Here is an 18,112-nt window from a genome sequence, read left to right as displayed (position 1 = left end):
CGGAAGCTCAGAAGCCCATTCATCTGTCGCACACGCTGATTTCCACCAACCATCAGCTCTCTAAAGTGTCACTCAAGATTACTCTTCTTCCTCATCGCAACGTTATTTTTTCTTATCTTAAATCTTACTGAAGAAAAGAGCAAGGCTTTTTTAACAAATATTGTGTTAATTAAAGCACTTTACTCAAAAAGGCTTTCGTTCTCTCTTCCTTAGGATGTTCAAATAGTTCAATTGGGACATTTTCTTCGACGATATATCCCCCATCCATAAACAACACGCGATCCCCTACTTCTTTTGCGAATCCCATTTCGTGCGTGACAACGACCATTGTCATACCCTCTTTGGCTAGATCTTTCATCACTTCAAGCACCTCTCCAACCATTTCTGGATCCAAAGCAGAAGTAGGTTCATCAAACAGCATAATTTCAGGTTCCATCGCAAGTGCTCTTGCAATGGCAACACGCTGCTTTTGTCCTCCAGATAAAGAGTCAGGATAAACATGTGCCTTTTCATAAAGACCTACCTTACGAAGAAGAGCAAGGCCCTTCTCTTCAGCTTGCTTGCGCTGCCACTTTCTCACTTTCATGGGAGACATCATGATGTTTTCAAGAACGGTTTTGTGAGGAAATAAATTAAACTGTTGAAAGACCATTCCTACATTCGTCCGCACTTGATTGATATTTGTCCCCTTCGCTGTTAAATCCTGATCCTTAATCGATACTTTTCCACCAGTGATCGATTCTAAAAGGTTTAAACATCTTAGAAAAGTAGATTTTCCCGAGCCAGATGGACCAATCACAACGACAACTTCTTGTGGTTTAATTTCGACATTAATTTCTTTCAAAACTTCTAAATCACCAAATGATTTCTTCAGACGTTCGACTTTAATCATGCTGTATCCAATCTCCTTTCGATGTAATTCAATAAATACGTCAACGAAAGGGTAAGGATTAAGTAAATGATTGCTACAGTTAAGTATGGTTCCCAAACGCGATAGTACTGTCCTTGAGCGGCTCTACCCCAGTACATTAATTCTGGTGCTGCGATGATCGCTCCAAGAGAAGAGTCCTTTAATAGCACAATGAATTCATTGCCAAGTGGAGGAATCATTCTCTTAAAGGCTTGTGGCAGAATCACATGACGCATCGCCTGAACATGCGTCATGCCAAGCGATCGCGCAGCTTCCATTTGCCCTCGATCGATTGATTGAATTCCTGCGCGGAATATTTCAGCAATATATGCGGTGGCATTCAAGGATAATGTAACAATAAGAGAAACAAGTGGATTAACTGATTCCATAATTAACGGGATTAAACCGAAATGAATGAGGAGAATTTGAACGAATAACGGTGTTCCTCTAAAAGCATTGATGTACCAGATAAATGGATAGCGAATCCACCATGATTTTGAGATTCGTCCAATCCCCATAAATAACCCCAAAATGCTCCCAATCAGTATTCCAGCTAACGAAGCTCCAACCGTAACCATAGCTCCCTTTAGAAAGAAAGGAAGATACTCCCGAACAATTTCAAATGAAAATACGCCCATATTCGATCTCCTTTGTGATTTTCTGCGATGGTTAACCGACAATGAACTACGGCTGTTGTATCATTTAAGCCGTAGTAAGTCGATTTAGTCGTTTATTTTGCTTGCTCAAGCAACGTATCTGTATTGGGCTCTTTTCCAAACCACTCTTCATAAATCTTAGCGTATTCTCCACTTTCGATTACTTTCTTAATCGCTTCATCAAATTCTGCTTTCAATTCACTGTCCTTAGGGAACATCAAGCCATAGAATTCAGATTCAAAGTTTTCAGGATCTTCGATTGTTTGGAAATTATCATCCGGATTATTCTTCACATATTCATTGACGACCGTATTATCCGTTACTACCGCTTCAACATCATTGTTTTTCAGTGCCATAATGGCAACAACATTGTTTTCAAACTTTTTAATACTAGAGCTCTTATCTCCCATAATCTTCTCTGCTGCTGCTTGTCCAGTTGTTCCGTTTTGAACACCTACTGTCAGCCCTTCAATATCTTTTGCCGTTTGAATATCTGTTCCTTCTTTGAACATCACCATGTGCGTTGATTCAAAATATGGGTTCGAGAAATCAAATGTTTTTTCTCGGTCTTCATTAATCGTGATTCCTGAGATTGCCATGTCTACTTCTTTCCCCTGGCGCACAGCTTCAAATAGCGGATCCCAACCTATATTTTTCGGTTCCCATTCATAACCAGCTTCTTTCATCACAGCATCAAGAAAGTCCATATCAAAGCCAACAATCTCGCCTTTATCCATGTATTCGAATGGGGCAAACGCAGCGTCAGTCCCAACAATTAACTTCTCTTTCTTCTCACTTTCCCCTTCAGAATTGCTTGTCGAACTAGTTTCATTCTGACCACATGCCGTCATGATCGCTAACAAGCACGCTAATACCGTAATCAATAACCCTTTCGTGAACATTCTCATCAAATTCCCCCCTGAACTATTTTTTTAATATTCTAATATTTTAAATTATACACAACGCTTTTATAATAACAATATTGAAATTTGAGAAAAAGTATGATTTTTCGATACTATTCTTCTTTAAAATTAGTCATATCACAAAGTTACACCTTCAAAATGGTTAATTACCTGGTGAAATATCCCACAAATCAATGAAAAAAGGCTATTTCAAAATAAATTGGGCATGCTTTATAAATGTAAAAGACATCCATCAAGACGTTAGTTTATCTCACAGGTTTTTTATTCCAAAGAACAACATCACCAATTCCACAAGTATTAGGAGGATTAAGATGGACGACCTGCATTCATTTAGCTGGTATGCTGCTAAACTTAAAAAGCTTCTTCCACCTGAAGCCTTTAAACCCGTTCCAACTAGATTATTCGGTGGACTTACATATCTCATCATCACGATTACTGTTATTTCACTCATAGGTTTGAACGATTTTCATCCACTTGTTTTGCTAATTTTCTCTATTATCCTTGGTTCCTGTTTTGCCGGCCTAGGTTTTCTTGGTCATGAAATTTTACATGGAACTGTCGTACGAAAAGCGTGGCTTCGAGACCTTTTGGGGGCAATGGCTTTTTGGCCTCTAAACACCGGACCAACGCTTTGGAGAAAATGGCACAACCTCAATCACCATGTTCATACTCAGCATGAAGAAAACGATCCTGACGCCTGGCCAACACTCGAGCGTATATCAAAAATGAGAATGTTTAAGTGGATTTATGGTCTACCTCTGTTTATCCGGTCGTTTTTTGCTTTTGCTTCACTTACAGTTCAATTTAGCGCTCATTCTTTGAAAATGTTTTTTACTTATGTAAAAGAATTCAATCGTAAAAAACAACGTGATATCTGGATGCAAATGATTTTGCCATGGATCTCTTGGCTAAGTCTGATCTTCGTCATTGGTTTTCGGAACTGGCTATTCGCTTATCTTGTCCCCCTTCTAATCGCGAACTTTATTGTGATGGCTTACATTTCAACCAATCATCGATTAAATCCATTGACTCCTGTCAATGATCCACTTGCTAACAGTCTCACAGTAACGGTGCCAAAAATTGTAGATATCTTGCACTTTAATTTCTCGTATCACACGGAACATCACCTTTTTCCTGGAATGAATCCCAAATACTATCCAATTGTAAAACAACATATTAAAGCAATGTGGCCAGAACGTTACCATGAAATGCCAATGACGGAAGCGTTGATTGCACTCTGGCAAACACCTCGTGTTTATCAAATGCACACAAACCTAATTGATCCAAAAAACCGTAAAACCTATGGCTCGCTTGGAAATAACTTAAATTTGAAATCTATTTCCAGGAACAGTGAGCGATTAAAAAAGGCTGTCCTAAAAAATCCTACAAGAAAAGGCTGACTCTATCGATATCAGCCTTCTTGCGCGTTTATTATTCAACCCTTGCTTTTTCAACAGAGTTGTTCTGCCAAATACAGCTTATGTTTTGAGAATTAGTAGCCTCCTCCAACAAAAGCTGCACCTACGATGATAAGGAGAATAAACAGCACTACAATTAGAGCAAACCCACTGCCGTAACCGTATCCCATGGAGTATGACCTCCTTTCCATCATGGATTTAATACATACTATGCAAAAACCACTCTGATGGATGGGCGTTTGTTTAGTTTTGATCGATACTTTTCAATTCCTTCTTCTCATAAGGACCAAAAACTTGTCCTTGTGGTATTGATCTGATTAAATCCCCTTGCATATATAAGCGTATGCTTATATACTGATTCAGGGAGGTGAAGCGATGGAGAAATCAGTGATCGAACTAGAACCAGCAGCTTCTGTTCTTAAACTGCTTGGAGATAAAACGCGTTTAACAATTATGGGACTATTAAAAGATGGCGAATGCTGTGTTTGCGAGTTTGTAGAAGTTCTTCAAATGAGCCAGCCAGCGATCAGTCAGCATTTAAGGAAATTGAGAGACGCTGGGTTAGTGAAGGAACGTAAAAAAGGACAGTGGGTATTCTATTCGTTAAATCCAGATCATGAAGCTATTTTACTGATTGAGCGTATTTTAACCATCATTCCTGACCAAATGGAAAAACTGAATGATCTAGAAAAAAAAGGATTGCGCATTTGTTGCGATTAATGGGGGAATTTGTTTGACCGTTACGCTAGCTATACTTATTTTTGTTTTAACTTTAGTGCTTGTTATCTGGCAACCTAAAAACCTTGGCATTGGTTGGTCTGCATGCGGGGGAGCTATACTCGCTTTGCTTGTGGGGGTTGTTGACTTTCAAGATGTTCTCACAGTAACAGGCATTGTATGGAATGCCACATTTGCATTTATTGCGATTATCCTCATCTCTCTTATTCTTGATGAGATTGGTTTCTTTGAATGGGCTGCTCTTCACATGGCGAAAGCTGCAAAAGGAAATGGGCTACGAATGTTTATCTACGTCTCATTGCTTGGAGCAGTTGTCGCAGCATTATTCGCCAACGACGGAGCCGCACTTATTTTGACACCAATCGTTCTCGCAATGGTACGAAATTTAAATTTCAAAGAAAAAATGATTTTTCCGTTTATTATGGCAAGTGGTTTTATCGCTGATACTACGTCACTACCTCTTGTTGTTAGTAACCTGGTTAATATCGTCTCGGCTGATTTCTTTAACATCGGATTCGTTGAGTATGCTTCACGAATGATTGTGCCGAACTTTTTTTCACTTGGAGCAAGCATTCTAGTGCTTTACCTTTTCTTCCGTAAAGATATTCCGGGGAACTATGACGTCAATGAGCTTCGCATTCCAAAGCAGGCCATTAAGGACATCCACATGTTTAAACTATCCTGGATCGTTCTAGCTGTTCTTCTAATCGGCTATTTCGCAAGTGAGTTTATCGGCGTACCTGTTTCAATCATAGCCGGAATCGTTGCGATCTTCTTTCTTTTAATGGCTAGACGCAGCAAAGCTGTAGAAACAAAGAAGGTCATTAAAGGGGCGCCATGGGCGATTGTTTTCTTCTCAATCGGCATGTACGTGGTGGTTTATGGTCTCCGTAATCAAGGACTAACCGATATTCTCGCAAACGTGATTCAAGCTGCTGCAGACCAGGGATTACTTGTTGGTACGATTTCAATGGGCTTTATCGCAGCGATTTTGTCATCGATCATGAACAATATGCCAACGGTTATGATTGACGCTCTTGCAATTGAAGCCACAACCACATCAGGTACGCTTCGCGAAGCGCTCATTTATGCCAATATTATTGGCTCTGACTTAGGTCCAAAAATCACGCCAATTGGATCGCTCGCAACGTTACTATGGCTTCATGTTCTTTCGCAAAAAGGTGTCAAAATTTCGTGGGGTTATTACTTTAAAATTGGCGTCATCTTAACCGTACCAACGTTACTTATTACGTTACTTGGCCTCTATTTCTGGCTACTCATAATTTAAATTTCGATTCAAAAGGAGTTCAATATGTCTACTAAAAAATCAATCTATTTCTTATGTACTGGAAACTCATGCCGAAGCCAAATGGCTGAAGGTTTTGGAAAAAAATATCTTGGTGACACGTACGATGTTTATTCTGCAGGTATTGAGGCACATGGGCTCAATCCTAATGCTGTGAAGGCGATGAACGAATCTGGAATTGATATCACAACCCAATCATCAGATAAAATTGATATGGAATTGTTAAACAATGCTGATTTCGTTGTGACACTTTGCGGCGATGCAAAAGACAAATGCCCGATGACGCCTCCTCATGTTAAACGTGATCACTGGGGATTTGATGATCCAGCGAAAGCAGAAGGAACAGAAGAAGAAAAATGGGCCTTCTTTCAGCGTGTTCGTGATGAAATCGAAGAACGTATCGCTCGTTTTGCGAAAGAAGGACGCTAATTTAGAAAAAAAGCATGCTGGATGGTCATCCAGCGTGCTTTTTTGTATGAAATAAGTCGTTTATTCCGGGAATCTCGATATTTTTTCTGCAAAAATTGAAAGTTATCCGCGATTTCACAGTTATTTCCGCGGAAATGAAAAGCGGACAACATTGAAGTTAGTCGAGCTTTTTCATTTTATATACTTCTCTACTCTCAAGCAAAGAACCAATATCCTGCCGATACTTTTCATAATGATCCGAGTTAATATGCGTCTCAATGGCTTGTTGATCTTTCCACACTTCATAAATCACGTACGTTGAATCTTCTATGGATTGATGCACGTCATACTGAATGTTTCCTTCTTCATTTCGTGAGCCTACTAACACTTCTTGAAGCACGTGTAAAACAGCTTCTTCTTGTCCTTCTTTTGGCTTTAAAATAGCGGTAACTGCAATTTGCTTCATCTGTTTCTAACCTCCAATGCTCGTTTACGAATAGGATAAGCATAGTGGCAAGAACTTATCAAAGCAATTTTTTTGCTTGCTAGGATTTTATCGGTTTGAAGATTGCTCTCTGTAGTGGCACCCCACCCATTGTTACGTTCCGTTCAATAAACATATACAGTTTCCCATCAATTTTAAACGTTCGGTCACCTAAATAGTCCACGTCTTTCCCCTGAGATCTCAGTTCACTTTTCAAGGCTCTCACGTATTCATTGTAATCCATATAGCGATCGTCCAAATCGATTTGGAGATGGTTTTTCCGATACCCCATCAGCCAATTGAATCCAGTTAAAGAAGCAACAATAACAGCGATCACAAGAAAAAAATTCCACATACAGCATCCCTCCTGTAGCTTATATTCTTAATACGAAGAAGAAACCTATGACGTTTCACTTTTTTGTAAAATAAGGAAGTTAGTACTTTCGAAGTGATCTTAAACAATAAATGTTTAAAAAATGCCAGATCAGTTAATAGTCTACTATCATGAATAAACTGGAGGCGTTGTATATGGCACTTTTAGAAATAAGCGTAACACCTGTAGGAACAAGTCAGACGAGTATGAGTCATTTTGTCACAGAAGCCATTCAAATCGCTGAGAAAGAAGGCTTCACTTACCATATTGGCCCAACTTCAACCGTTTTTGAAGGAAACGTAGATGAACTTTTTGAATTGGCGAGAGACATTCATACGAGTGCGCTTCGGAAAGGGTCAGATCGCGTAATCACGAATATTAAGATTGAGGATCGAGAAGACAAGGCACTTACAATTGATGGGCAAGTAAATGAAGTTCGAAGTTCAATTGGATAAGTACGCAAAAGGAGGTAGCGAATCATCCGCTACCTCCTTTATTTTATTTTATTTTATTTTAAGATGCCCTCTTTCTTCAATACGCCTTCCATTCCCTTACGAGCTTCATTTAGAACTGATTTCTTCCACTCTACGTCATTCGGATAAAACATTGCTTCAAATTCTCCGAGAATCCACTGAATATCTTCAACAGACTCTGCGCCTTCATGATACAAATGGTTTTCTAAAATAATCGTCATAAATTCACGAAGTTCTGCCTGTTTGTCCGTTCCAAATGTTCCAAACTCAAACAGAGCGGAAAGAAGGTATGTTTCCGGATACGCTTCTTCTTTTAGCTTATAGAAATGATTTGTTGAGTCACCTTTTACTTTTTTAGGGGTATATTTTTCGACATTCTTAAGTTGATAAGCGTCTTTTAGTTCATCAACGCTTCTGCCATCATGCTCTGAGATCACCATCGTGATTTCATTCGTTGGTCCTAGAGCCGTATGCCAATCCATATGAATCACGCTCGGATAAGTCCCTAGCATCTTTTCTTGAATACTTTTTAAGAAGACAGCTGACTCTTCAGCCGTAGATCCCCCATAATAGACGCCTCGCTCAAATTCAAATTGCCCCATTCCCTTTGCTTTTTTCAAACCGGCGTATCCTTCTTTTGCGAGTCCTTTCATTAACTGAGCATACAACTTATGCTTTTCTTCTTTTAAATCAGTAATTTTTCCATTCGGTAAAAATAAGTCACTTTCTTTCGCATAATTTTTATTCACGTCTCTGCGAATGGAATTTTCATCATAGAAATAATTTCGGTTAAGGTCGACGTTGTTTTCGGTTACGCGGCGAAAGTGGCGCATTCCCCACGGGTTAATGGCATGAATCAAGCAAATACCTGTTTTGGATGGATCAATTTGATCAAGATAATTTTCAACGAATAGTTGAATAACGGCTGCACCTGCATAGCCTTCAATTCCGTGTTCACCAGTTGTAAAAAAAATCACCTGATCATTTGAAGTTAGTGCTTCTGAATAAATCATATCAATTGTGTTATTTTCTTCTTTTCCAATCGCTTTTGTTGTTAAGGTTGCATCCGGCCACTTCTTTTGAATTTTATCGAGATGACTGCGAAATGTTACTCTGGACTCATCGTAATTTTTAGCAAAGTAATGGTCTGTATCGTTCATAGCGAATACTCTCCTTTATCATTAAGTTGTTCCGAAGCGGAATTAGTTAGCTAACCTTTACATTCCACCCTACTCAAATATCAAACTTTCCTGCTTGAATTTATTATCGTATCTGAAAACACAAAAAAAGATGAAAACCCATTTCAGAGTCTCCATCTTATTTATGCTTCTGGTTATTTTGTTCATGCTGTTGTTTATATTCAGCTAGCTCGACTTCCAAACGTTTCTGAGTCCGTTTCTTATCGACATTTAGAAATAGTGCTGCGACTGCAATGAACCCTATGCTTAACATTAAAAATTGTAAGGTTAATTCTAATGACATTCTTTCATCCCTCTCTTTGTACTGTTGTTTCGATTTCCTTTTTAGGATTTAGTGGGGGACTATATAGTTACCCGTTATTCCCGCACTCTAAACATCCGCTTCAGGCTTAATCGAAACAAAACAAAGTAGAATGGCTGCTACAGCTACAGCTGCAGAGGTATAAAAGACAATTTCATGCGATTGCTTCATAAGAATGGCATAGATCGGTGGTCCTGCTGCTACCCCAAGGAAACGCGTTGAACTGTAAAGCGATGTAATCGTGCCACGCTCTTCTTTTTTCACGCCTTCTGTTATAAGCGCATCAAGGCATGGAAGCGACATGCCTATCCCGATCCCAGCTACAAACAATATTAGTAACATGAACCAAAGTCTTTCCGTAAAAGATACACCTATTGTAGCAGCAGCGAGCAAGGAAAGACCTGCAAAGATACACCATTTCATCGTCGTTTTGTTCTCACCAATTCGTTTTCCAGCGATATAAGAAGTTAAAGATAGTGCCACAAGCGGAATGGCAATGATTGCTCCTTTCTTAACACCTACAATTTGAAACTCCTTTTCCAAAAAGCCGGCGAGGTAGAATAAAATTCCAAATAGAACAAACATGATTATGCCACCGATCGCAAATATCGCTGTCAGCCATTTTCCATCGTTATGAAAAATGTTTTTTAAACACGACAAAAAACACGAAAAAGTTTGCGGCTTCTCATTTTTCTCTGGTGACTCCACAAGGAAAATAACAAGCAATATTGAAATAAGTGAGAAAACCGGAATGGCTAAGAATGGTAAGTACCATAGAAAAGAAGCAAGCAGCGCTCCAAGTATTGGACTAAGTACTTTACCGATTGTATTCGAAGTTTCAATCAAACCAAGTCCTGCACTTACATCTTTATCACTTTTGAATAAATCTCCTACAAGCGGAAGGACAACTGGGGCTGCTCCTGAAGATCCAATCCCTTGAAGAACTCTTCCAATGAGAATCATGCTAAACGGATCTTCTAGAGACCATGATGCCCAACCCGTCACCAGTCCCCCAGCTCCTGCAATAAATAAACTGGGGATAATCACTTTTTTTCTTCCATATCGATCAGATAAATACCCTGCAATCGGAATTAATAAGATAGCTGCGATTGAGTAGACCGTGATGATCATCGATACTTCAAAGGATGTGATGCCTAGCTTTTTTTCAATAAGAGGCAGAACGGGTATAAGCATTGAATTCCCCAGCGTCATCACAAGTGGAATTGAAGCAAGAGAAATCAAATCCCACTTCTTTTTATTGTCCATGAGCATCCTCCATTAAGATCTCTACTTCATATGTAGTTTGCCTGCTCTTGTTAGTGGGTATACCCTAGTAAAACCTGGCTATAATGAAACAACACTTACTCCTACATCAACTTCGCTATTTTATTATTAGGAAAAGAAACCAAACATAGATAATCGTCAAAAATGTGTAACATAACTTACAGTCAGCGAACCACTTTTTTTAGTATACTTAACATGGAGATGAACCATGTAAAATCCGTTTGGAGGTCAAACACATGATTACACTTTATACGTCACCAAGCTGTACATCTTGCAGAAAGGCGAAAGCATGGCTTGAAGAGCACAATCTTCCTTATGAACAGCGGAACATGTTTGCAAAGCCACTCTCTGAGGATGAAATTAAAGCGATTATACGTATGACTGAAAAAGGAACAGAAGAAATCATCTCAAAGCGCTCAAAAGCGTTTGAATCACTTGATAAAGAGCTCGATGAACTGACGCTTCAGGAACTTTATAGCTTAATTAAAGAAAACCCTGGCATTTTGAAGCGACCGATCTTACTTGACACGAAACGTCTTCAGGTTGGTTTCCATGAAGATGAAATAAGAAGCTTCCTACCGAGGAAAGTTCGCGCATTTCAGCTTGAACAAATTCTTCAAGAAGCGCAATAAATGAAAGCGAGAGAGGATTACCCTCTCTCGCTTTTTTGTGGCGCTTGATATGGATCTTCATCCAATCCCTGGATCGTAAATTTCTTCATAAAGTAAAGAATAACGATTAAAATAAACCCATATCTAATAAACATATCAGCTACGTTAAAAATACCTGAGCTCCACTTTACTGAAAGAAAATCAATAACATGACCATATTGAATACGATCAACTAAATTTCCAATCCCACCACTAATCAACAAACTAAAAGCTACTTGCATGGCAAAACGTTTTGGCGTTGCACGTATATACCCGTAAATCAACAGAAGAATGATCCCTGTTTGTAGAAAGAGTAGTAAACCCGTGTATCCTTCTAATAGCCCCATCGTCGCACCAGCGTTATAGTAAAGCTGGAACCCTAAAATACCATCAATCACTTCAATCCGTTCATTGATATTTAGGACAGAGTCAATCCAACGTTTTGTTATAAGATCCATCACTAAAAAGAAGATCACTAAAGGAATCATCCGCTTCAAATCGTTCACACCCTTTTATAAAATGAGGTTGAAGCATAAAAAAACTCCTTAAACCATGTTAAGGAGTCTTTTCATATAAGAAATTCGTTAAATAAGAAGCATCTTCAGGATAAGCATGAGCTAACGCTTCCACTTCTTCCACTGTTTTCCACTCAATTTCGGTTACGTCTTGTTCAGATTTCGGAAGAGAAATCATGCCGCCAACCACATTTACTTCATAATAATAAGTCGTGACATGAAAGCCATTCACATCCTGATCTTTCACAAATAGTGGTTTTTCAATCGCAACCTTATAGCCTGTTTCTTCTTTCACTTCACGAATGCAGCACATCTCAGGCGTTTCACCTTTTTCTACTTCTCCAGAAGGAACGGCCCATTTCTCCTTCTCATTTTGAATCATCAGCAAATCCCCCTGATCATTTGTGCAAACTGCCGCTGCTCCAATCCATTTTCGCATGAACATTCACCCTTTAGTTTAAATCATTATGAACGTATTGACTTGTATGGCTTTTCACTTCTTCTTGTGCTAGTTCGTGATTCGTTCGATTCGGTGCTTTTGTTCCAAAAACTTTTTGGAAGAGAAAGCCAACCACTAGAAACGTTGCAATTGTTCCCCAAAAAAACCATCCGATCAGTGTCATCTACTCACTCCTTAATGAACTCTCTACTCTTTCTACGATTGTGCAAGCTGTTTTGTTTCACATAGTTACTAAAAAGTGCCTACTTATCAAAAAAAATAATCTGTTTTATAATGTCAAAACGCTTAGGTTTACAAAAACGAATTCAGGTGAATCATATCCATATTCATACTAGAGGAGGAATTTAGATGAAAGCTCTTTTACTGAAAGATAAAAATCAATGGGATTCCATGAAAGTGCAAGAAATGGAAACCCCATCTCCCAAAAAAGGGGAAGTTCTTGTTAACATTCACGCTGCGGGATTAAATCCCGTTGATTATAAGACGGCAACAAACGGAAACCCTAACTGGGAATACCCTCATATCCTTGGCCTTGACGGCGCTGGTGTGATCGAGGAAGTAGGCGAAGAAGTAACGGATTGGAAGCCAGGTGATCGCGTTGTGTACCATGGCGATCTCATGAAGAAAGGAACATTTGCCGAATATGCAATTGCACAAGCTCACACGATTGCTAAGCTTCCTGAATCCATTTCTTTCGTTGATGCTGCAGCACTTCCAACCGCAGGATACACTGCTTATCAGGCCCTTTTCCGCAAGCTACACATTCATCGCGGGCAAACGATTCTGATTCATGCTGGTGCTGGTGGTGTAGGTGGCTTTGCGATCCAGATGGCGAAGTATATGGGATTAACCGTCATTACAACAGCGTCACGTCATAATCACGATTTTGTAAAGAAACTTGGTGCTGACTATGCAATTGACTATAAAGAAGAAGACTTCGTGGAACGAACACTCGAACTAACAAACGGTATTGGCGTTCACGCTGTTCTTGATGCTGTAAGCGGAGATAATGCGACAAAATCACTTGAAACCTTAACATTTAACGGGCAAATTGCCTATATTGCCGGTGCCCCAGATTTTCAACAGGGTGTCTCTTTTGCTCGACCACTCTCTTTCCATCAGATCGCTCTTGGAGGCGTGTATCAATCCTCTAACTTAGCAGAACAATCGGACCTTGCTATGATGGGGGATGAAATGATTCAACTTCTTCTAGGTGGCCATCTCGATCCGATGATTTCAAAAACCATATCTCTTGAAGAGGTGCCACAAGCTTTAGTTGAGTTATCGAAGCGTCATGTAACTGGTAAGATTGTTGCGAAAGTTAGCGAATAATTTGCTCTCAAAAACCGCTCTCACTATTTGGAGAGCGGTTTTTTTATTTATTAGGATAATCCCTGTTTTGTAAATACCCCTAGTGGGTAAGGTTTGTATATAGACTTAATACTCCAAGGGGATGATACATTTGAACACACTTCAGCTTATTTCAATTCTTGCTCTTTCCATTGGATTACTCTCATCGTTCGTGATTCTTGTTGATATAATCCGTCATCCACAAATGATGCGAATTATGAACGTCGTTTGGCCAATTAACGGGTGGTTTCTTGGTCCATTTGCGATCTGGTCATATTTTAAATGGGGACGCTTGAAGGCAAAAAATCTGGATTATGACGATCATCGAGGCAAACCTGCAAAAGTGTTTATGTCTACGAGTCATTGCTCAGCAGGCTGCACTTTAGGAGATGCTGTCGGCGTTCCGATCGTTGCCTTAACTGGATTTGCTCTCCTGGGCTCTATTCTTTACACTCACTATCTCGTTGAGTTTATACTGGCATATGGATTCGGTATCCTTTTTCAATTTTATGCCATTTATCCAATGAACAAAGAAGATGGCGCATGGAGTGCGATTAAAGAAGCCGCCAAAGCAGACACGCTTTCCTTAATTGCTTTTGAGGTTGGAATGTTTGGCTGGATGGCCATCGTACATTTCGTTCTCTTTGCCGAACCTCCAAAGCCTAACTCAGCCGTATACTGGTTTATGATGCAAATTGCGATGATTCTTGGATTTGCGACAAGCTATCCAGCAAATTGGTGGCTCGTTAAAAAGGGGATAAAAGAAGCGATGTGATAAGCCAGGCCTATGCCTGGCTTTCTTCATACCATTTTGGAACCATTCGATGAAAACTATCATATGTCTCTAGAACATATCCTATTGCTTCTTCGGCAAGTGAAAGATCTTGTGGAAAGAAATCCGTCGCCCAATTCATATGATAGATAAGGATCTGGGCCATATGTACGGAACGAATTTTCCAGAAAAGTTCAGGAACTTCATCAGAAAAGTATCCTTGAATCATCCCTTTTGAAAAAGGAATGCTCAAGCGACTCGAAAACAATTCAAGCTTATCAAACTCAGAATAAGCCGTGTTTACACCACATCGGTTAAAATCAATCACACCAGCATACTTTCCATGCTGAATAATCAGGTTTCCTGCATGATAATCATGATGCGCAAATACAAGCTTACTCTCTCCAATAAGTGGCAAGTTTCTTCTTACATAATCAATTATCTCTTGATCATGTGGAATACGTGTTTCGAGCTTCAAATACCGGTCGACCGCCTTCTCAAATTTAGTTGTCACAAAAGCCATATGCTCGGATTTAGAGGCAAAGATGGGCAATTCGTGCATTTTCAAAAGATCTACGCCCGCTTCATACCCTGCTCTGTATTGTTCAGCCTCCGTTAAGCTAGGTAACGCCACCTCGCCATCTTCTCCTTCAAGAAAAGAAAAAATCGTGTAACAGAAATTTTCTTCCGGTATCACACCAAAGGCATACACTTCCTGACATCGAACACCACGCTCCCCGAACGCACGCATCTTTGCTACTTTTTCCTGTACGCGCTCACTTAAAGCGAACTCATAGATCCGAAGCAACACGCGCTGTCCTTTCCAAAGTGTTACGTATTTTAAATCATCCGAATATCCTTTTGTAATTGGAATCAGTGTCTCATCAGTCAATTCAGGGATCCTAGTGATGATTTTTTCTTTTGTAAGGTTCTTCATTTTACTACCCGCCTTTCTAAAGGAAATATTATCCTATCAAATATTCAGAAGAAAAGAAAGATTGCCTTAACTATTTTCGTATGCTACTATATTTGAAAATAAGAGGTGAGCGATATGAAACAGTCATTCATCGTACAACTTCATCATCACAGTTAGCCTTGCTATCCGATTGATAAAAAATCGCGTATAGGAAGGCTATTACTCGTAACCGCATGAATTGAGAAGAAATCTTCTCCCATTCATGCGGTTTTTTGTATTCCAAAACGAAAGGATGAGTGAATTGAAAAAGCTTAAAGATCAAAATGTGAAAGGAACAATGGATTATTTACCTCAGGATGAGCGAATACGCAGACAAGTGAGGAGAACCCTTGAAGATACGTTTATCCAATATAACTGTCTTCCATTAGAAACACCTATTCTAAATGAACAAAAATTAATGGCTTCAAAATACGCTGGTGGTGATGAAATCTTAGAAGAAATGTACACACTTAGCGATCGTGGGAAAAGAGAGCTTGCCCTTCGTTACGACCTTACGATTCCATTTGCAAAAGTAGTGGCAATGAATCCAGGGTTACGTATGCCCTTCAAGCGATATGAAATTGGAAAAGTATTTCGAGATGGACCTGTGAAACCAGGGCGATTCCGCGAATTTACTCAATGTGATGTCGATATCACAGGCGTAAGTTCCCAGATGGCAGAAGCTGAATTAATGGAAATGGCACTTGATATTTTCAATCAACTTGGACTGAATGTAACGATTCAATATAACAATCGCAAGCTTCTTGCCGGAATGCTACAGACCCTATCGATCCCCACTCCTCGATTAAATGAGGTCATTCTTACAATGGACAAACTCGAGAAAATTGGGATAGAAGGTGTTAAAAAAGAACTTCAACAAAAAGACATCTCTGCAGACGCCATTCGGAACGTTGAGCGCTACGCGCAAGACTGGAGCGGTCAAGACCTCACTTATTTCGAACAATTTGCCTCCGAGAATGAGAATGTGCAAAAAGGATTAAATGAGCTTTTTGAACTAACATCCTATTTGGATGGACTTAACGTTCTAAAGAATTGTTCCTTTAACCCATTTCTTGCAAGAGGTCTTGATATTTATACCGGAACCATTTATGAGATTTTCCTCAGTGATCAGTCCATCTCATCGAGCATAGGCAGTGGCGGTCGATATGACAGCGCTATTGCTGGTTTACTAGGCAGTGAAGAATCCTTTTCAACCGTTGGCATTTCATTCGGTCTTGATGTGATTTTCACAGCATTAAAAGGAAGGGAGTCATCACTCGTTAAGGATTCACAACCTGATTATATGATCATTCCGATCGATGCCAAGCGTGAAGCCCTAATGGTTGCCTCCGCTTATCGGAAATTAGGTTATCAAATTGAAGTGGATATGAGTGAAAAGAGAATTGGGAAATCGCTTGAACGAGCGAGTAAAAGAGGAATCGAAAAAGTCATTCTTATTGGAAACGAAGAAGTAACGAATAACAAGATTATCGTGAAGTCGTTAAATGAAGGAAAAGAAGAAAGCACCTCCTTTCGTTTTTAAACTTTTAGATGAAAACGGCGGTAAGGTTTTTACCCTTACCGCCGTTACATTCAACCTTGAAAGACGTACGGTACAGACGCTTTGAGTAACGTCTGAATACCCCCTTGATAATAAGGCATCCACTCATCCGCTTCAGTTCGATTCATCCACTTTGCATCCGCAATCGTTTCTGTGTCTTGAATGGCAATCGTGCCGTTCGTGATTCTGCCTTGAAAGGTAAAGAAGTGAGCGTGATGATTTCCTATAAATGCTTCATTAACACTCAACACGGTTCCCACTTCCACCGTTAATCCCGTTTCTTCTCTCATTTCACGACTAGCCGCCTGCACGAGCGTCTCTCCTTCCTCGACAGCACCACCAGGGAGTGACCAATTGTCATGCTTCTTATTTTGAACCATTAACACTTGATCGTCCCTTTCGTTGTAAAGAAGCGTATACACCACGTCCACTCTTATCATATGCTTCCTCCTCATCTGAATCGTTACTATTTTCTACTTCTTTAATTTAACAGATTCGCTGCTTGATTTGGGAGAAAGCGCTCGTAAATCACATTGTTTCTCCTTTTGACACTTCAGATTTTTTCGAACTCGATAAAAACCAACCTCCGATTGCAATGAGGAGCAATACTGCATAGAACGTAACTTTCCATTCGGGTGATTTCGCAAATGATTCAGGTAGAATGCTTAATTCTGGGTGAGAAAGGGTGTAAACAGACAATTTCACACCTACCCAACCAACAATCATGAAAGCAGCAATCTCCAACCCTGGCTTAGCTTTTAAAAGTTTCACAAAATAATTGGCCGCGAATCGCATCACAATTAATCCGATTAGCCCACCAGCAAAGATCACAAGAAATTTCCCGCCGTCTAGTCCACCTATTTGTGGAAGAGGTGTATTGGGAAGCGTAACGGCTAAAGCAACGGCAGCTAAGATAGAATCGACCGCAAACGCAATATCTGCTAATTCCACTTTAATGACTGTTCCCCAAAACCCAGACTGCTTTTTGGTTTTTTTCTCAACATCGCTTTTCCCCTTCTTCATCAGCTGCTTTCGAACGATATGATTAATTGCAATGAATAAAAGGTAAAGCGCACCGATCGCTTGCACCTGCCACACACCAACGAGAAAAGAAATCGCAAATAGGGAGGCAAAGCGAAAAACAAAGGCACCAGCTAGCCCGTAAAACAATGCTTTCTTACGCTCTTCCTCTGGTAAATGTTTTACCATAATCGCCAATACGAGAGCATTATCTGCCGCAAGCAACCCTTCAAGTGCAATGAGAAGTAACAAAACCCATCCGTATTCCAACAACATTGACACATCCATTACTAAATCCCCCTTATTTTTCAAATAAATGATCTTGCATAAAAAAAGACCTTTGCCGCTTGGCAAAA

General features: G+C 39.8%; 24 protein-coding genes and 1 other annotated feature (1 of these 25 only partly in view). Of the genes, 9 read left to right on the top strand and 15 right to left on the bottom strand.

Going from position 1 to position 18,112, the window contains the following annotated elements; genetic code table 11:
• Window positions 1-104: a binding site (T-box leader), on the bottom strand; it reaches 141 nt to the left of the window's first position.
• A gap of 65 nt (window positions 105-169) precedes the next feature.
• The 3 genes from PQ578_RS08505 to PQ578_RS08495 form a co-directional block, all read right to left on the bottom strand.
• Window positions 170-892, bottom strand: a complete 723-nt coding sequence (locus PQ578_RS08505) for an amino acid ABC transporter ATP-binding protein (RefSeq protein ID WP_273833469.1) — start codon at window positions 890-892, stop codon at window positions 170-172.
• Window positions 889-1,548, bottom strand: coding sequence for an amino acid ABC transporter permease (locus PQ578_RS08500; protein ID WP_098442492.1), 660 nt, complete (start codon window positions 1,546-1,548; stop codon window positions 889-891). The genes PQ578_RS08505 and PQ578_RS08500 overlap by 4 nt, the downstream gene beginning before the upstream one ends.
• 92 nt (window positions 1,549-1,640) lie before the next feature.
• Window positions 1,641-2,474 (bottom strand): basic amino acid ABC transporter substrate-binding protein, encoded by an 834-nt coding sequence (locus tag PQ578_RS08495; protein WP_420541539.1) that lies wholly within the window; start codon window positions 2,472-2,474, stop codon window positions 1,641-1,643.
• Between the two features lie 326 nt (window positions 2,475-2,800).
• Here PQ578_RS08495 and desB point away from each other — a divergent pair, with 326 nt between their 5' ends.
• A complete protein-coding gene (gene desB / locus PQ578_RS08490; RefSeq protein WP_273833465.1) occupies window positions 2,801-3,889 on the top strand; it encodes a Delta(10) desaturase DesB in 1,089 nt (362 codons plus the stop codon).
• A 92-nt stretch (window positions 3,890-3,981) separates the two neighbouring features.
• On the opposite strand, the gene PQ578_RS08485 is transcribed toward desB, so the two are convergent.
• Window positions 3,982-4,077, bottom strand: coding sequence for a YjcZ family sporulation protein (locus PQ578_RS08485; RefSeq protein WP_142329528.1), 96 nt, complete (start codon window positions 4,075-4,077; stop codon window positions 3,982-3,984).
• 205 nt (window positions 4,078-4,282) lie between these two features.
• Here PQ578_RS08485 and PQ578_RS08480 point away from each other — a divergent pair, with 205 nt between their 5' ends.
• Genes PQ578_RS08480 through arsC form a run of 3 tightly spaced genes read left to right on the top strand, consistent with a single transcriptional unit; the run spans window position 4,283 to window position 6,380 of the window.
• Window positions 4,283-4,627, top strand: a complete 345-nt coding sequence (locus tag PQ578_RS08480; RefSeq protein WP_273833461.1) for an ArsR/SmtB family transcription factor — start codon at window positions 4,283-4,285, stop codon at window positions 4,625-4,627.
• A gap of 13 nt (window positions 4,628-4,640) precedes the next feature.
• Window positions 4,641-5,933, top strand: a complete 1,293-nt coding sequence (locus PQ578_RS08475; RefSeq protein ID WP_420541538.1) for an arsenic transporter — start codon at window positions 4,641-4,643, stop codon at window positions 5,931-5,933.
• A gap of 24 nt (window positions 5,934-5,957) precedes the next feature.
• Window positions 5,958-6,380, top strand: a complete 423-nt coding sequence (gene arsC / locus PQ578_RS08470; RefSeq protein WP_273833459.1) for an arsenate reductase (thioredoxin) — start codon at window positions 5,958-5,960, stop codon at window positions 6,378-6,380.
• Between the two features lie 157 nt (window positions 6,381-6,537).
• Here arsC and PQ578_RS08465 read toward each other — a convergent pair whose 3' ends face one another.
• Both PQ578_RS08465 and PQ578_RS08460 read right to left on the bottom strand, forming a co-directional pair.
• Window positions 6,538-6,825 (bottom strand): putative quinol monooxygenase, encoded by a 288-nt coding sequence (locus tag PQ578_RS08465; protein WP_224882983.1) that lies wholly within the window; start codon window positions 6,823-6,825, stop codon window positions 6,538-6,540.
• Window positions 6,826-6,904: 79 nt separating this feature from the next.
• Window positions 6,905-7,198 (bottom strand): hypothetical protein, encoded by a 294-nt coding sequence (locus PQ578_RS08460; RefSeq protein ID WP_273833455.1) that lies wholly within the window; start codon window positions 7,196-7,198, stop codon window positions 6,905-6,907.
• 173 nt (window positions 7,199-7,371) lie between these two features.
• On the opposite strand from PQ578_RS08460, the gene PQ578_RS08455 reads away from it, so the two are divergent.
• Window positions 7,372-7,671 (top strand): MTH1187 family thiamine-binding protein, encoded by a 300-nt coding sequence (locus PQ578_RS08455; RefSeq protein WP_098442485.1) that lies wholly within the window; start codon window positions 7,372-7,374, stop codon window positions 7,669-7,671.
• A gap of 53 nt (window positions 7,672-7,724) precedes the next feature.
• On the opposite strand, the gene PQ578_RS08450 is transcribed toward PQ578_RS08455, so the two are convergent.
• The 3 genes from PQ578_RS08450 to bcbE all read right to left on the bottom strand — a co-directional run bounded on the left by PQ578_RS08450 (window position 7,725) and on the right by bcbE (window position 10,455).
• A complete protein-coding gene (locus PQ578_RS08450; RefSeq protein ID WP_273833453.1) occupies window positions 7,725-8,849 on the bottom strand; it encodes a M14 family metallopeptidase in 1,125 nt (374 codons plus the stop codon).
• Between the two features lie 157 nt (window positions 8,850-9,006).
• Window positions 9,007-9,171, bottom strand: a complete 165-nt coding sequence (locus PQ578_RS08445; RefSeq protein ID WP_273833451.1) for a hypothetical protein — start codon at window positions 9,169-9,171, stop codon at window positions 9,007-9,009.
• A gap of 87 nt (window positions 9,172-9,258) precedes the next feature.
• Window positions 9,259-10,455 (bottom strand): bacillibactin exporter BcbE, encoded by a 1,197-nt coding sequence (bcbE, locus tag PQ578_RS08440; protein WP_273833448.1) that lies wholly within the window; start codon window positions 10,453-10,455, stop codon window positions 9,259-9,261.
• A 254-nt stretch (window positions 10,456-10,709) separates the two neighbouring features.
• Between bcbE and spxA the strand changes: the two genes are divergently transcribed.
• Window positions 10,710-11,105: a transcriptional regulator SpxA gene (gene spxA / locus PQ578_RS08435; protein WP_098442482.1), complete on the top strand. Its 396-nt coding sequence runs from the start codon at window positions 10,710-10,712 to the stop codon at window positions 11,103-11,105.
• 17 nt (window positions 11,106-11,122) lie between these two features.
• Here the strand turns inward: spxA and lspA are convergent, their stop codons facing one another.
• The 3 genes from lspA to PQ578_RS08420 form a co-directional block, all read right to left on the bottom strand.
• Window positions 11,123-11,611 carry a signal peptidase II gene (gene lspA, locus PQ578_RS08430; RefSeq protein ID WP_273834951.1) on the bottom strand — a complete coding sequence of 163 codons (489 nt, stop codon included), beginning with the start codon at window positions 11,609-11,611 and terminating at the stop codon, window positions 11,123-11,125.
• Window positions 11,612-11,678: 67 nt separating this feature from the next.
• Entirely contained in the window at window positions 11,679-12,077 is a 399-nt protein-coding gene (locus PQ578_RS08425; RefSeq protein ID WP_273833443.1) for an NUDIX hydrolase, read from the bottom strand.
• 13 nt (window positions 12,078-12,090) lie between these two features.
• Window positions 12,091-12,261 (bottom strand): hypothetical protein, encoded by a 171-nt coding sequence (locus tag PQ578_RS08420; protein WP_273833441.1) that lies wholly within the window; start codon window positions 12,259-12,261, stop codon window positions 12,091-12,093.
• A gap of 185 nt (window positions 12,262-12,446) precedes the next feature.
• Here PQ578_RS08420 and PQ578_RS08415 point away from each other — a divergent pair, with 185 nt between their 5' ends.
• Together PQ578_RS08415 and PQ578_RS08410 are read left to right on the top strand one after the other, a co-directional pair.
• Window positions 12,447-13,430, top strand: coding sequence for a zinc-binding dehydrogenase (locus PQ578_RS08415; protein WP_273833439.1), 984 nt, complete (start codon window positions 12,447-12,449; stop codon window positions 13,428-13,430).
• 130 nt (window positions 13,431-13,560) lie between these two features.
• Window positions 13,561-14,223: a DUF4396 domain-containing protein gene (locus PQ578_RS08410; protein WP_273833437.1), complete on the top strand. Its 663-nt coding sequence runs from the start codon at window positions 13,561-13,563 to the stop codon at window positions 14,221-14,223.
• A 10-nt stretch (window positions 14,224-14,233) separates the two neighbouring features.
• Here PQ578_RS08410 and PQ578_RS08405 read toward each other — a convergent pair whose 3' ends face one another.
• Complete coding sequence (locus tag PQ578_RS08405; RefSeq protein WP_273833435.1) at window positions 14,234-15,157, bottom strand: aminoglycoside phosphotransferase family protein; 924 nt, start codon at window positions 15,155-15,157, stop codon at window positions 14,234-14,236.
• Window positions 15,158-15,437: 280 nt separating this feature from the next.
• Between PQ578_RS08405 and PQ578_RS08400 the strand changes: the two genes are divergently transcribed.
• Complete coding sequence (locus tag PQ578_RS08400; protein WP_273833433.1) at window positions 15,438-16,718, top strand: histidine--tRNA ligase; 1,281 nt, start codon at window positions 15,438-15,440, stop codon at window positions 16,716-16,718.
• 50 nt (window positions 16,719-16,768) lie between these two features.
• Here PQ578_RS08400 and PQ578_RS08395 read toward each other — a convergent pair whose 3' ends face one another.
• Together PQ578_RS08395 and PQ578_RS08390 are read right to left on the bottom strand one after the other, a co-directional pair.
• Window positions 16,769-17,176 carry an NUDIX hydrolase gene (locus tag PQ578_RS08395; RefSeq protein WP_273833431.1) on the bottom strand — a complete coding sequence of 136 codons (408 nt, stop codon included), beginning with the start codon at window positions 17,174-17,176 and terminating at the stop codon, window positions 16,769-16,771.
• Window positions 17,177-17,264: 88 nt separating this feature from the next.
• Window positions 17,265-18,044: a TerC family protein gene (locus PQ578_RS08390; protein WP_273833429.1), complete on the bottom strand. Its 780-nt coding sequence runs from the start codon at window positions 18,042-18,044 to the stop codon at window positions 17,265-17,267.
• Between the last annotated feature and the right edge of the window lie 68 nt (window positions 18,045-18,112).

It is taken from the genome of Guptibacillus sedimenti (genome assembly GCF_028610665.1).
In the GTDB taxonomy this organism is placed as follows: domain Bacteria; phylum Bacillota; class Bacilli; order Bacillales; family Guptibacillaceae; genus Guptibacillus; species Guptibacillus sedimenti.
The sequence above is the reverse complement of the archived record's forward strand: the minus strand, read 5'-3'. Positions and strand labels throughout refer to the sequence as shown.